Here is a 12,628-nt window from a genome sequence, read left to right on the forward strand (position 1 = left end):
GTAGTCAGGACGGGCGCGCCCCCCGACGGGTGACCGGGCCGGCGCTCAGGACGTCCGGGCGGCGTCGCGGGCCAGCACCGGCAGGACGATGCCCGCGACCGCGGCCGGGGCGGCCGCGAAGACGACGAGCGGCACCGCCAGCCACGAGAGCCACCCGACCGACGCCGGGACGAGGGCCACCGCCGCCGCGACGACCGGCAGCACGCGGCAGGTCCAGGCGGCCGCCCCGGCCCGGCCGGCGGCCGCCCGGGCCGTGCGCCACAGGGCGAGCACCGCGACGGCGGCGAGCGCCGCGACGATCCCGGCGGCGACGAGCGTGCGCCCGGTCTCGGCGACCGTGAGGCTCGCCATGAGCAGGAGGAAGACGGCGATGACGACCTCGAGCACGACGGTCCCCCCGGCGACCACGCCGAGCCGTCGCGCAACGTGCGGGGAGCCCGCGACGCCGGTCATCAGAAGGTGGGCCAGGCGCCGCCGGGGAACGCCGACAGGTCGGTCAGCGCGCCGTTGACGTTGCCCTTCTGGACCGCGCAGGTCGCGGTGAGGATGCCGGTGCCGACGAGGAGCGCCCCGACGAAGATCGAGATCGCCACCTTGACGCCGAGCGGGATGCCGACGACCGCACCGGGCCCGGTGGCCGTCGACCCGGCGGCGATGACGATGCCGCCGATGAGCCCGACGACGGCCGTGACGATCGAGCCCCACCAGACGATGACCGCCAGGGCGACCGCGTCGAGGGCGCCGGCGATCTTCTCGGAGATGGGCCCGACGGCCTTGAGGGCGGTGGCCTGCTCGGTGGCCCGCTTGACGTAGCGGTCCGAGGAGGTGCCCTTCCAGTAGATGTCGACGTCGGAGGTCTCCCGCGTCACCGTCCCCGACCACTTCGTGACGAAGCCACCGACGTCCTGGCGCCACGTCGTGGCGTCGGAGTACAGCAGCCACGGCGCCCCGAAGACGTTCCAGTGCTCGGAGAACCAGTCGGTGACCTTCTGCCAGAGCGGGACGACGAAGTGGTTCCACAGGTCGACCGCCTTCTCGGCCGCCCAGCCGAAGAAGCGGGCGATCTTGGCGACGAGGTCGTTGAACTTCTCGAGGAGCTCGTCCATCTTGCGCTGGAACTCCTCGTACTTCTCGCGGATCTTCTCGATCAGCTCTTCGGGGGTCATCGTCGCGTCCTTACGGGTTGGTCGGGGACCACGCGTCCCCGATGCGGGCCAGGGCGGAGTCGTCGTCGAGGCGGTACTGCTTCTCGATGTCCTCCAGCGTGTCGTCGACGAGGCGCATCGCCTCGGCCGCCTGCCCGAGGAGGTCGACGACGCGGTCGCGCACCTCGGCGTAGGTGGAGGTGAACCCCACCATCTCGGCGATGATCGAGGCGTCGATCGTCGTGACGCTGATGCCCCGGGCGGTGGACTGCGCGGTGCGCATGTCGGCCTCGGCCGACTCCCAGGTGCCGGCAGCGGTGAGCAGCGCCTCCCGCTCGACCTCGTAGCTCATGTCGTCCTCCTCGTCGTGGTGCCGTGGGCGCTCACGGGGTCAGCCCGAAGCGTCGGCTCAGCGTGTAGGGGTCCCCGACACGCTGCATCGTCTCCTGGACGGCGCGGACGGTCTCGGCGACGTCACCGAAGCCGCGGAGCACCGAGGACTGCGCCTCGTGCAGCGTCGAGGTGACGAGCCGGCCGATGTTCGCCGGGTGGGCCCGGGCGAGCCACCGCGGCTCGAGCTCGAGGCGGCTGACCTCCCCGCCGGCGCCGATCTCGACGACCACCTCGCCCCCGGCGCTGCGCGCCGACCCGGTGCGGGCGTTGAAGCCGTCGAGCGAGGCCTCCATGCTCGCCATCGCCTGCTCGACCTCGGCCCACAGCTCGCCGATGAGGCGCTCGGCCTCCCCCGGGGTCACCGGCTCGGTGCGGCCGAAGACCTCGCCGCTGTCCTGCGGCATCGGCATCGGGCGGGCGCGCGGCAGCTCCTGGTCCTCGAGCTCCTCGACCCCGGTGAGGAACTCGGCAGCCACCTCGGACTGGGCCCGGGTCAGGGCCTCGACGACGGCCCCGGCGAGCTCGTCGTCGGTGAGGCCGGAGCGCCAGTCGTGGGCGACGCGGACGTCGCGCACCTCGCCCTCGGGGCCGATGCGCACGGTGACCGCACCGCGGGCGTCGCTCCCCTCGCGCTCGATGGCCGGCGGACGCACCGACTCCAACCCCTGGATCTCCCGGTCGTTGCGCTCGCGCAGCTCGTGCAGCTCGTCGCGGATGTCCTCCGACACGTCCCGCCCCTCTCGTCGTGGTCGTGCCCCGAGTCTCTCCGGCCGCGGCGGGAGCGGCAATGGGGAGAGGTCCCCGCCACGCCGGGGCGGCCGGTGTTCACCTTCTGTTCACCTTCGGAGCGCGCAGCGGGTACCCTTGAGGTGAACACCAGGTGAACGAGCCCGAGAGGAGGCCCGCGATGAAGAAGGTCGACACGACCACCGGCCGCACCGGCCTCGCCGTGCGCTGGGTCCCCGTGGTCGACGCCCGCGGGCGCACGCGCATGGAGATGCGCTGGACCACACCCCACACCCTCCGCACGACGTCCGCGGCCTGACCGCACCCGACGGGGCCCGCACCACCACGGTGGTGCGGGCCCCGTCGTCGTGTCGCGCAGGCCCGGGCCGCGTCGTCGGTCAGGCCCAGGCGGCACCGCCGGCCGGGCGCTCGTCGTGCTCGGGCCACACCGGGTCGGGGGCCGCGAGCGCGTCCCCCAGCGTCTCCGCACCGTCCCCGTCGGACGCCGGCGCGTCCGGCGCGCCCGAGCCGTCGTCGGTTCCCTGATCCACCACGTGCACCACCCCGTTCTCGGTCGACCAGTTCCCCCCGGTCGGTCGTCGAGGACACGCTAGTCCCCGCGCGGCCCCGGAGGTGGCACGAACCGGCCATCGTCACCGAGGTGTCGGCGATCCGACGCCCGGACGCACCGGAGCCCCGGTGCACCGTGGGGTGCGTCCGGGGCTCCGGTGGGTGGGGCGGCGCGGTGGCCGCCCCGGTGGTGCTCAGGCCTCGCTCGGGGCGTCCTGGGTGGAGGAGCCCTCGTCGGAGCGCTCGCCACGGCCGCGGCCGCCGCGACGACGACGGTTGCGGCGCGGGCGGTCGCCGCGCTCGTCACCGCCCTCGTGCGCCTCGCCCGACTCGTCGTCGCCGGCCTCGTCGGCGTCGTCGCCGTCGACGGAGGCGGCCGGAGCGGCGGCCGGCGCGTCGTCGGACCCGCCCTCGCCCTCGGCGATGACGGCGGCGAGGCTCAGCTTGCCGCGCGGGTCGATCTCCTTGAGCTCGACCTGGATCTTCTGGCCGACGCCGAGGACGTCCTCGACCGCGTCGATCCGCTTGCCGCCGACGAGCTTGCGCACCTCGGAGATGTGCAGCAGGCCGTCCTTGCCGGGCAGCAGCGAGATGAACGCCCCGAAGGTCGTCGTCTTGACGACGGTCCCGAGGAAGCGCTCGCCGATCTCCGGCATCTGCGGGTTGGCGATGGCGTTGATGGCCGCGCGGGCCGCCTCCGCCGACGGGCCGTCGGTCGCACCGATGTAGATGGTGCCGTCGTCCTCGATCGAGATCTGGGCGCCGGTGTCGTCCTGGATCTGGTTGATCATCTTGCCCTTGGGGCCGATGACCTCGCCGATCTTGTCGACCGGGACCGTGACGCTGATGACGCGGGGAGCGTAGGGGCTCATCTCGTCGGGCGCGTCGATGGCCTCGTTCATGACGTCGAGGATGTGGAAGCGGGCGTCACGGGCCTGGGTCAGCGCGCCGGCCAGCACGTCGGCGGGGATGCCGTCGAGCTTGGTGTCGAGCTGGATGGCCGTGACGAACTCGCGGGTGCCGGCGACCTTGAAGTCCATGTCGCCGAAGGCGTCCTCGGCACCGAGGATGTCGGTGAGGGCGGCGTACTGCGTCTGCCCGTCGACCTCCGCGGAGACCAGGCCCATCGCGATGCCGGCGACCGGGGCGCGCAGCGGCACACCGGCGTTGAGCAGCGACAGGGTGGACGCGCAGACCGAGCCCATCGAGGTCGAGCCGTTGGAGCCCAGCGCCTCGGACACCTGGCGGATCGCGTAGGGGAACTCCTCGCGGGTCGGCAGGACCGGCATGAGCGCCCGCTCCGCGAGCGCGCCGTGGCCGATCTCGCGACGCTTCGGCGACCCGACGCGACCGGTCTCACCGGTCGAGTAGGGCGGGAAGTTGTAGTTGTGCATGTAGCGCTTGCGCGTCACCGGCGACAGCGTGTCGAGCTGCTGCTCCATCCGGAGCATGTTCAGCGTGGTGACACCCATGATCTGGGTCTCGCCGCGCTCGAAGATCGCCGAGCCGTGCACGCGCGGCAGGACCTCGACCTCGGCGCTCAGGGCGCGGATGTCGGCGAGGCCACGGCCGTCGATGCGGACCTTGTCGCGCAGGATGCGCTCGCGGATGAGCTTCTTCTGCACCGAGCGGTACGCGGCGGAGAGCTCCTTGTCGCGACCCTCGAACTGCTCGGCGAGGGAGGCCTTCATCGACTCCTTGATCTCGTCGATGCGCTCCTCGCGCTCCTGCTTGCCCGCGATCTGGAGGGCGGCGGTGAGGTCGGCGGTGGTGGCCGACTCGACCGCGGCGTAGGCGTCGTCCTCGTAGTCGAGGAAGACCGGGAACTCCTGCACCGGCTTGGCGGCGGTGCGGGCGAGCTCGGCCTGCGCGTCGCACAGGGTGCGGATGAAGCCCTTGGCGGCCTCGAGGCCCTCGGCGACGACCTCCTCGGTCGGCGCCTGCTTGCCCAGGGTCTTGACGAGGTCCCAGGTGTGCTCGGTGGACTCGGCCTCGACCATCATGATCGCGACGTCGTCACCCGCGACGCGGCCGGCGACGACCATGTCGAAGGTCGAGCGCTCGATGTCGCTGAAGTTCGGGAAGGCGACCCACTGGCCGTCGATGAGGCTGACGCGGACGGCGCCGATCGGGCCGCTGAAGGGCAGGCCGGAGATCTGCGTCGAGGCGCTGGCCGCGTTGATGGCGAGCACGTCGTACTGGTGGTCCGGGTTGAGCGCGAGGACCGTGATGACGACCTGGACCTCGTTGCGCAGGCCCTTGGTGAAGGTCGGGCGCAGCGGGCGGTCGATGAGGCGGCAGGTGAGGATCGCGTCGGTGGAGGGGCGGCCCTCACGACGGAAGAACGAGCCGGGGATCTTGCCCGCGGCGTACATCCGCTCCTCGACGTCGACGGTCAGGGGGAAGAAGTCGAACCCCTCGCGCGGGTGCTTCCCGGCGGTGGTGGTGGAGAGGAGCATCGTGTCCTCGTCCAGGTAGGCGCTCACGGCGCCGCCGGCCTGCTTGGCCAGGCGTCCGGTCTCGAACCGGATGGTGCGGGTACCGAAGCTGCCGTTGTCGATGACGGCTTCGGTGGCGGTGATCTCGGGACCCTCCACGGGGCCTCCTTCTCTCGTGTCATTCACGCACGCGCATCGTCGTTGTGCGCGGGTGTGTCCTTCAGGCGGCGCCGCAGAGGACGCCGGTCGTGCCGATGTTCAGTTGTGGGTTCTTCCGAGCGGGACGGGCCCGCTCATGCGAGAAGGGCGGCCCCTGCACACGTGTGCGGGGACCGCCCTCTCGGAAGTCTCAACGACGCAGACCGAGGCGCTTGATGAGCGAGCGGTAGCGCTCGACGTCGATGCTCTCCAGGTAGCGGAGCAGCCGGCGACGGCGGCCGACGAGCAGGAGCAGGCCACGACGGGAGTGGTGGTCGTGCTTGTGCTGGCGGCTGTGCTCGGTGAGGTCCTTGATGCGCTGGGTGAGCAGCGCGACCTGCACCTCGGGGGAACCGGTGTCGCCCTCGGTCGTGGCGTACTCGGTCATGATCTGCTTCTTGACGTCGGTGCTCAGCGGCATGGGGCGACGACTCCTGTTCCTGGTTTCTGCTGCGCGGCGCTCCCGGGCTGGTTCACCGGGGCTCTGTGGATCCGCGGCCGATCTGACGGCAGTCAGCAAGGTTACCAGCGGGGGTACCGCACCCCTAATCGGCGAGGAGCGTGGACGTCCACGTCTCGAGGACGAGGGCCGCGTAGTGCTCCGGCGAGCGCCCACCGGCGGTGCACAGACGGTAGTAGGCGGCACTGTTTCCGATCCAGAGGCGGTGGGCGACCTCCGCGTCGTCGAGGTCGGGCCGCAGGCCGCCGCCCGCGCGCAGGTCGCGGGCCAGCAGCTGCATGTTGTCGGCCCGGCGGGTCTCCAGGGCCTCCCAGGTGGCGCGGCAGGCCGGGTCGGTGGTGGCGGCCTCGCGCAGCGCCTCCACGAGCGGCACGACGTGCGGCAGCCGCTCCCTCATCGCGGCCGCGTACATCTCGAGCTTGGCGCGGGTGGTCGGCGCGGCCCGGACGGTTGCGACGTAGTCCCGCTCGGTCGAGGGCAGCGCCTCGTCCCCGCCCGCGAGGGTCATGTCGTGGACGGCGAGCAGCAGCGCCGGCTTCCGCCCGACGCTGGAGTACACGGTGTCGACCGAGACGCCGGCGCGCCGCGCCACCTCGGCGACGGCGGTGCCGGCGTAGCCCTCGGCGATGAAGAGGTCGCGCGCCGCGAGGAGCACGGCGCGCCGGGTCGCGGCGGCCTGCTCGGCACGGCGGGGCGAGCGGTAGCGGCGGGTCTTGACCGGGTCGGGCACGGGACCTACCGTACCAATATTCGTCCGAAGGTGGTTCGGGCCAAATAGAGGAGGCGTCATGGACGACGTCGTCGTGCACCGCGTGGGCGAGGGGCCCGGCACCTGGGCCATGGGCTCGCTCTTCGAGCACCTGGTCACCGCCGACCAGAGCGCCGGCGCGGTCGGGGTCTCCCTCGTCACCCAGCCGCCGGGCATCGCGACGCCGCTGCACCGGCACACCCGCGAGGCCGAGGCGCTGCTCGTGCTCGAGGGCGTCGTCGACTACGTGGCAGGCGAGCAGCACGTCGAGCTGACGACCGGGTCGTTCCTCTTCCTGCCGCTCGGGGTGCCGCACGCGTTCCGCATCCGGGGCGACTCCCCCGCACGCTTCGTCTCGATGACCACGCCCGGCGGCCTGATGGACCTCTACGACGAGGTCGGCGTCCCGGCGGCGGGGATGCACGTCCCCGGCGAGGGCGAGGGGCTGACGATGGCCGAGGAGATCGCCCGCTGGAACGAGGTCGGCCCCCGGTACGGCCTCGAGGTGCTCGGGCCACCGATCCCGGCCTGAGGATCACGCGCCCTCGGGGGAAGGGGCCGGCCCCGTGCGATGTGCGCGGCTCCGCGTGCGGTCGGACGCGGACGCCCGCACCTTGCACGGACTCCCACCCTCGCGGGTTGCGCGGGCGGAAAGGCGTCCACGCGCCCGGACGGCGGACTCGCTCCGCCGACCTCTGCTGCTACCGGCGGGTCCGTCGTACGCTGCTGGGACGTGACCGGCACCACAGAGAGGTGGACCCCCGTGCGCCAGCGAGGACCGAGCCCCGCTCCCGCCCCCGCCCCGGCCGACCCCGAGCGCGCGGCGTCCGTGCGGTCGATCGCCGAGGAGCTCTCCGGCGTGCGCGGCCCGCTGCTGCCGATCCTCCACGAGGTGGTCGAGACGCACGGCTTCGTGCACGACGACGACGTGCCGGTCATCGCCGAGGTCCTCAACCTCAGCCGCGCCGACGTCCTCGGCGTCGTCAGCTTCTACCACGACTTCCGCCGCACGCCCCCGGCCGCGCACCGCGTCGCCCTCTGCCGCGCCGAGGCCTGCCAGGCCCGCGGCGCCGAGGCCACCTACGCCTCCGCCGCCGACCGCTGGGCGGGCTCCACCGAGGTCGAGGTCGGCGAGGTCTTCTGCCTCGGCAACTGCGCCCTCGGCCCGTCGGGCACCCTCGACGGCACCCTTCACGCCCGGCTCACCCCGGACCGGCTCGACGCCCTCACCGAGGAGTGGGCCCGATGAGCCCCGTCGTCTGGGTGCCGTGCGACGCCGCAGCCCGGTCGGTGGGGGCCGACGCCGTGGCCGACGCGTTCGCGGCCGCCGGCGTGACCGTCCGGCGCAACGGGTCGCGCGGGATGCTCTGGCTGGAGCCGATGGTCGAGGTCGAGACCGAGCGCGGGCGCGTGGGGTACGCGAACGTCGAGCCCTCCGAGGTCGATGCGCTGCTGGCCGGCGCCCTCGACGGCACCGACCGCTGCCTGGGCGTCGTCGACGAGCACCCGTGGTTGACCCGCCAGCACCGCGTGTCGTTCGCGCGCGTCGGCGTCACCGAGCCCACCGACATCGCGGCCTACCGGGCGCACGGCGGGCTCGCCGGGCTCGAGCGGGCGCTCACGCTCACCGGCGAGCAGGTCGTCGCCGAGGTCACCGAGTCGGGCCTGCGCGGCCGGGGCGGCGCCGGCTTCCCCGCGGGCATCAAGTGGGACACCGTCCGCAAGGCCGCTGCCGACCTGAAGTTCGTCTGCTGCAACGCCGACGAGGGCGACTCCGGCACCTTCGCCGACCGCATGCTCATCGAGGGCGACCCCTTCACCCTCATCGAGGGGATGACCATCGCCGCCGTCGCCGTCGGGGCCACGGAGGGGTTCGTCTACCTGCGCTCGGAGTACCCGCACGCCATCCGCACCCTGCGACGCGCCATCGACATCGCGTACGCGCACGGCGTGCTCGGCGGCTCGGTGCTCGGCAGCGGCCACCGCTTCGACCTCGACGTGCGGGTGGGCGCCGGCGCCTACATCTGCGGCGAGGAGACCTCGATGCTCGACTCGCTCGAGGGCAAGCGGGGCGAGGTGCGGGCCAAGCCGCCCATCCCCGCGCTCCAGGGCCTGTTCGGGCAGCCGACCGTCGTCAACAACGTCCTCACGCTCTCGGCGGTCCCGATGGTGCTGGCCGACGGCGGCGCGGCGTACGCGGCGCTCGGCACCGGGAAGAGCCGTGGCACGCAGGTGTTCCAGCTCGGCGGCAACGTCGCCCGGGGCGGCGTCGTCGAGGCCGACTTCGGCATCAGCCTGCGCGAGCTCGTCGAGGAGTACGGCGGCGGGACGGCGTCCGGGCGCCCGGTCAAGGCGGTGCAGGTGGGCGGGCCGCTCGGCGCGTACCTGCCGCCGGCGAAGTTCGACCTGCCGATGGACTACGAGGCGTTCGCGGCCGCCGACGCGATGGTCGGGCACGGCGGCATCGTCGTCTTCGACGACTCGATGGACGCCGGCGCGATGGCCCGCTTCGCGATGGAGTTCTGCGCCAAGGAGTCCTGCGGCAAGTGCACGCCCTGCCGGGTCGGGTCGACCCGCGGGGTCGAGGTCATCGACCGCATCCGGGCTGGCACTCAGCGTGAGGCGAACCTCGTCCTCCTCGACGACCTCTGCACGACGATGACCAAGGGCTCGCTGTGCGCGATGGGCGGCCTGACGCCGATGCCCGTCCGCAGCGCCCTCGAGCACTTCCCCGAAGACTTCGGCGTCGCTCCGGCAACCGCCGACGCCGTCACCGACGACATGCCCGAGTCAGCCACGAGCACCGACGGAGGAGCACGGCCATGACGATCATCGACGATACCGACTACGGCACACCGCGAGTGTCGTCCGACGAGACGGCCACGGTCACCATCGACGGCCGCGAGGTCACCGTGCCCGCCGGCACGTCGGTGATGCGCGCCGCCGCCGAGGCGGGCATCCAGGTGCCGAAGCTGTGCGCCACCGACTCGCTCAAGGCGTTCGGGTCGTGCCGCCTGTGCCTCGTCGAGGTCGAGGGCGGCAAGGGCACGCCGGCATCGTGCACCACCCCGTGCGCGGACGGGATGGTCGTCAGCACGCAGACCGAGCAGGTGAAGGACCTGCGCCGCAACGTGATGGAGCTCTACCTCTCCGACCACCCCACCGACTGCGACGGCTGCGCGCGTGGCAACTGCGAGATGCAGCGGCTCGCGCAGGAGACCGGGGTGGCCGAGGTGAGGTACGGCCTCGACGGCGCGAACCACCTCGCCGACACCACCGACCACACGAACCCCTACTTCGACTACGACCCGGCCGCGTGCATCGTCTGCTCGCGCTGCGTGCGCGCCTGCTCCGAGACGCAGGGCACCTTCGCGCTGACCGTCGAGGGGCGCGGCTTCGACTCGCGGATCAGCCCCGGCGGCACCGACTTCCTCTCCTCCGAGTGCGTCTCGTGCGGCGCCTGCGTGCAGGCCTGCCCCACCGACGCCCTCACCGAGCGCTCGGTGGTGCAGCTGGGGATGCCGACCCGGTCGGTGGTCACGACGTGCGCGTACTGCGGCGTCGGCTGCTCGTTCAAGGCCGAGGTGCAGGGGTCCGGCGACGACACCCGGGTCGTGCGGATGACCCCGTGGAAGGACGGCGGCGCCAACGAGGGCCACTCGTGCGTCAAGGGCCGGTTCGCGTACGGGTACGCCAGCCACGACGACCGGCAGATGGAACCGATGGTCCGCGACACCATCGACGACGAGTGGCGCGTCGTGTCGTGGGACGAGGCCATCGCCCGTGTGGCGGAGGGGTTCCGGGCCATCCAGGAGAAGCACGGCGTCGGGTCCATCGGCGGCATCTCGTCCTCGCGCTGCACGAACGAGGAGGTCTACGTCGTCCAGAAGATGGTGCGGGCGGCGTTCGGCAACAACAACGTCGACACCTGCGCGCGGGTCTGCCACTCCCCCACCGGGTACGGGCTCAACCACGCCTTCGGCACGTCGGCCGGCACCCAGGACTTCCGGTCCGTCGAGCAGTGCGACGTCATGCTGCTCATCGGGGCCAACCCCACCGACGCGCACCCGGTGTTCGCCTCGCGGATGAAGAAGCGCCTGCGCCAGGGCGCCCAGATCATCGTCGCCGACCCGCGCCGCATCGACCTCGTCCGCTCGCCGCACGTCGAGGCCGCGTTCCACCTGCCGGTGCGCCCGGGCACGAACGTCGCCTTCGTCAACGCGATGGCGCACGTCATCGTCACCGAGGGCCTGCACGACGAGGCGTTCCTGCGCGAGCGGTGCGAGGACGTCGACGGCTACCTCGGGTTCATCGCGCAGCCCGAGCACTCGCCGGAGGCGATGGAGGAGGAGACCGGCATCCCTGCCGCCGACCTGCGTTCTGCCGCACGGCTGTACGCCACGGCACCGAACGCCGGCATCTACTACGGGCTCGGGGTCACCGAGCACAGCCAGGGCTCGACGATGGTCATGGGGATGGCCAACCTCGCGATGCTCACCGGCAACCTCGGGCGCGAGGGCGTCGGGGTCAACCCCCTGCGCGGCCAGAACAACGTGCAGGGCTCGTGCGACATGGGCTCCTTCCCCCACGAGCTGCCGGGGTACCGGCACGTGTCGCGCGCCGACGTCCGCGAGATCTACGAGTCGCTGTGGGGCGTGACCATCCAGCCCGAGCCGGGACTGCGCATCCCGAACATGTTCGACTCCGCGATCGGCGGCTCGTTCCTCGGGCTGTACGTGCAGGGCGAGGACATCGCCCAGTCCGACCCGAACACCCAGCACGTCGAGGCCGCGCTGCGCTCGATGGAGCTCGTCGTCGTCCAGGACCTGTTCCTCAACGAGACGGCCCGCTTCGCCCACGTCTTCCTGCCGGGCACGTCGTTCCTCGAGAAGGACGGCACCTTCACGAACGCCGAGCGGCGCATCAACCGCGTGCGGCCGGTCATGCCGTCGCGCGTCGGGCGCGACGAGTGGGAGGTCGTCTGCGACATCGCGACGGCGATGGGCTACCCGATGTCGTACGGGTCGCCGGCCGAGATCATGGACGAGATCGCGTCCACGACACCGACGTTCGCCGGGGTCTCTTTCTCCCGGCTGGACGCCGAGGGCTCGATGCAGTGGCCGGTCACCGACGCCGCGCCGCACGGGACCCCGACGATGCACGTGGGGTCGTTCGTCCGCGGGCTCGGGCAGCTGACGACCACCGTGTACGTGCCGACCACCGAGCGCTCGAACCGGAAGTACCCGCTCGTGCTGACGACCGGGCGCATCCTGTCGCAGTACAACGTCGGCGCGCAGACCCGCCGCACGCCGAACTCCACGTGGCACCCCGAGGACGTCTTGGAGATCCACCCGGCCGACGCCGAGCTGCGCGGCATCACGGACGGCGACGTCGTCGAGCTGTCATCGCGGGTCGGGGCCACCCGGCTCACCGCCCTGGTCTCCGAACGGATGCCCGCCGGCGTCGTCTACACGACGTTCCACCACCCCGTCACCGGCGCCAACGTCGTGACGACCGAGAACTCGGACTGGGCGACGAACTGCCCCGAGTACAAGGTCACCGCCGTCCAGGTCACCGTGGCCACCGAGGCGACGCGGGCCGCGGCCGGCGAGGCACCCGAGGCGTCGTCGGCGCCGATGCCCGCCGGCGCGATGGCGAGGCACCGGTGAGCGGCGACACCCCGGCGGTCGTGCGGCTCGGCCACGACCTCGTCCGCAACTTCGAGGCCCTGCCGCCGGAGAAGGCGGCCGAGGAGCTCGCGACCCACATCAAGAAGTTCTGGGAGCCGCGGATGCGCCACGAGCTGCTCGCGCGGATCCGCCGTGGCGACACCGACCTCCACCCGCTGCTGGTCCGTGCGGCCGAGGACCTCGTCGACGGCGACATCGACCGCGCCGAGGTGAAGGAACCCTCCGGCGGCTGAGCGTCGGCCCTATGGGCACGCCGCACG

At 72.5% G+C, this 12,628-nt stretch carries 14 protein-coding genes; 6 read left to right on the forward strand and 8 right to left on the reverse strand.

Annotation, left to right across the window (positions count from 1 at the left end; genetic code table 11):
* Positions 1-45: 45 nt before the first annotated feature.
* From JQN70_RS01145 to JQN70_RS01160, 4 genes are read right to left on the reverse strand one after another with little or no spacing between them, the layout of a single operon-like run.
* Positions 46-453, reverse strand: a complete 408-nt coding sequence (locus JQN70_RS01145; protein WP_204129479.1) for a hypothetical protein — start codon at positions 451-453, stop codon at positions 46-48.
* Entirely contained in the window at positions 453-1,166 is a 714-nt protein-coding gene (locus JQN70_RS01150; protein ID WP_204129480.1) for a hypothetical protein, read from the reverse strand. The genes JQN70_RS01145 and JQN70_RS01150 overlap by 1 nt, the downstream gene beginning before the upstream one ends.
* Before the next feature lie 10 nt (positions 1,167-1,176).
* Positions 1,177-1,497: a hypothetical protein gene (locus tag JQN70_RS01155; RefSeq protein WP_204129481.1), complete on the reverse strand. Its 321-nt coding sequence runs from the start codon at positions 1,495-1,497 to the stop codon at positions 1,177-1,179.
* A gap of 31 nt (positions 1,498-1,528) precedes the next feature.
* Positions 1,529-2,266, reverse strand: a complete 738-nt coding sequence (locus JQN70_RS01160; protein ID WP_204129482.1) for a YbaB/EbfC family nucleoid-associated protein — start codon at positions 2,264-2,266, stop codon at positions 1,529-1,531.
* 179 nt (positions 2,267-2,445) lie between these two features.
* On the opposite strand from JQN70_RS01160, the gene JQN70_RS01165 reads away from it, so the two are divergent.
* Positions 2,446-2,583, forward strand: coding sequence for a hypothetical protein (locus JQN70_RS01165; protein WP_204129483.1), 138 nt, complete (start codon positions 2,446-2,448; stop codon positions 2,581-2,583).
* A 79-nt stretch (positions 2,584-2,662) separates the two neighbouring features.
* On the opposite strand, the gene JQN70_RS01170 is transcribed toward JQN70_RS01165, so the two are convergent.
* The 4 genes from JQN70_RS01170 to JQN70_RS01185 all read right to left on the reverse strand — a co-directional run bounded on the left by JQN70_RS01170 (position 2,663) and on the right by JQN70_RS01185 (position 6,660).
* The gene (locus tag JQN70_RS01170; RefSeq protein WP_204129484.1) at positions 2,663-2,815 is read right to left on the reverse strand and encodes a hypothetical protein; all 153 of its coding nucleotides are present in this window, start codon (positions 2,813-2,815) and stop codon (positions 2,663-2,665) included.
* A gap of 213 nt (positions 2,816-3,028) precedes the next feature.
* Positions 3,029-5,431 (reverse strand): polyribonucleotide nucleotidyltransferase, encoded by a 2,403-nt coding sequence (locus tag JQN70_RS01175; RefSeq protein ID WP_204129485.1) that lies wholly within the window; start codon positions 5,429-5,431, stop codon positions 3,029-3,031.
* Between the two features lie 190 nt (positions 5,432-5,621).
* On the reverse strand, positions 5,622-5,891 hold the full coding sequence (rpsO, locus tag JQN70_RS01180) for a 30S ribosomal protein S15 (RefSeq protein ID WP_166121129.1): 270 nt from the start codon (positions 5,889-5,891) through the stop codon (positions 5,622-5,624).
* A gap of 124 nt (positions 5,892-6,015) precedes the next feature.
* The gene (locus JQN70_RS01185; RefSeq protein ID WP_204129486.1) at positions 6,016-6,660 is read right to left on the reverse strand and encodes a TetR/AcrR family transcriptional regulator; all 645 of its coding nucleotides are present in this window, start codon (positions 6,658-6,660) and stop codon (positions 6,016-6,018) included.
* A 58-nt stretch (positions 6,661-6,718) separates the two neighbouring features.
* Here JQN70_RS01185 and JQN70_RS01190 point away from each other — a divergent pair, with 58 nt between their 5' ends.
* The 5 genes from JQN70_RS01190 (at position 6,719) to JQN70_RS01210 (ending at position 12,601) form a co-directional block, all read left to right on the forward strand.
* Positions 6,719-7,210: a cupin domain-containing protein gene (locus JQN70_RS01190; RefSeq protein ID WP_204129487.1), complete on the forward strand. Its 492-nt coding sequence runs from the start codon at positions 6,719-6,721 to the stop codon at positions 7,208-7,210.
* Positions 7,211-7,411: 201 nt separating this feature from the next.
* Positions 7,412-7,927: an NAD(P)H-dependent oxidoreductase subunit E gene (locus JQN70_RS01195; protein WP_307835744.1), complete on the forward strand. Its 516-nt coding sequence runs from the start codon at positions 7,412-7,414 to the stop codon at positions 7,925-7,927.
* Positions 7,924-9,504 (forward strand): NADH-ubiquinone oxidoreductase-F iron-sulfur binding region domain-containing protein, encoded by a 1,581-nt coding sequence (locus tag JQN70_RS01200; RefSeq protein WP_204129489.1) that lies wholly within the window; start codon positions 7,924-7,926, stop codon positions 9,502-9,504. Before JQN70_RS01195 ends, JQN70_RS01200 begins: the two co-directional genes overlap by 4 nt.
* Positions 9,501-12,347 (forward strand): formate dehydrogenase subunit alpha, encoded by a 2,847-nt coding sequence (gene fdhF, locus JQN70_RS01205; RefSeq protein WP_204129490.1) that lies wholly within the window; start codon positions 9,501-9,503, stop codon positions 12,345-12,347. Before JQN70_RS01200 ends, fdhF begins: the two co-directional genes overlap by 4 nt.
* Positions 12,344-12,601, forward strand: coding sequence for a formate dehydrogenase subunit delta (locus JQN70_RS01210; protein WP_204129491.1), 258 nt, complete (start codon positions 12,344-12,346; stop codon positions 12,599-12,601). Before fdhF ends, JQN70_RS01210 begins: the two co-directional genes overlap by 4 nt.
* Positions 12,602-12,628 lie beyond the last annotated feature (27 nt).

The sequence above is a fragment of the Phycicoccus sonneratiae genome (assembly GCF_016887965.1).
Taxonomy (GTDB): domain Bacteria; phylum Actinomycetota; class Actinomycetes; order Actinomycetales; family Dermatophilaceae; genus Phycicoccus; species Phycicoccus sonneratiae.

Excerpts from the sequence above, each read along its gene's own strand:
- fdhF (WP_204129490.1), top strand. The coding sequence starts at position 9,501 with ATGACGATCATCGACGATACCGACTACGGCACACCGCGAGTGTCGTCC.
- JQN70_RS01145 (WP_204129479.1), bottom strand. The coding sequence starts at position 453 with ATGACCGGCGTCGCGGGCTCCCCGCACGTTGCGCGACGGCTCGGCGTG.
- JQN70_RS01190 (WP_204129487.1), top strand. The coding sequence starts at position 6,719 with ATGGACGACGTCGTCGTGCACCGCGTGGGCGAGGGGCCCGGCACCTGG.
- JQN70_RS01200 (WP_204129489.1), top strand. The coding sequence starts at position 7,924 with ATGAGCCCCGTCGTCTGGGTGCCGTGCGACGCCGCAGCCCGGTCGGTG.
- JQN70_RS01165 (WP_204129483.1), top strand. The coding sequence starts at position 2,446 with ATGAAGAAGGTCGACACGACCACCGGCCGCACCGGCCTCGCCGTGCGC.
- rpsO (WP_166121129.1), bottom strand. The coding sequence starts at position 5,891 with ATGCCGCTGAGCACCGACGTCAAGAAGCAGATCATGACCGAGTACGCC.
- JQN70_RS01150 (WP_204129480.1), bottom strand. The coding sequence starts at position 1,166 with ATGACCCCCGAAGAGCTGATCGAGAAGATCCGCGAGAAGTACGAGGAG.
- JQN70_RS01155 (WP_204129481.1), bottom strand. The coding sequence starts at position 1,497 with ATGAGCTACGAGGTCGAGCGGGAGGCGCTGCTCACCGCTGCCGGCACC.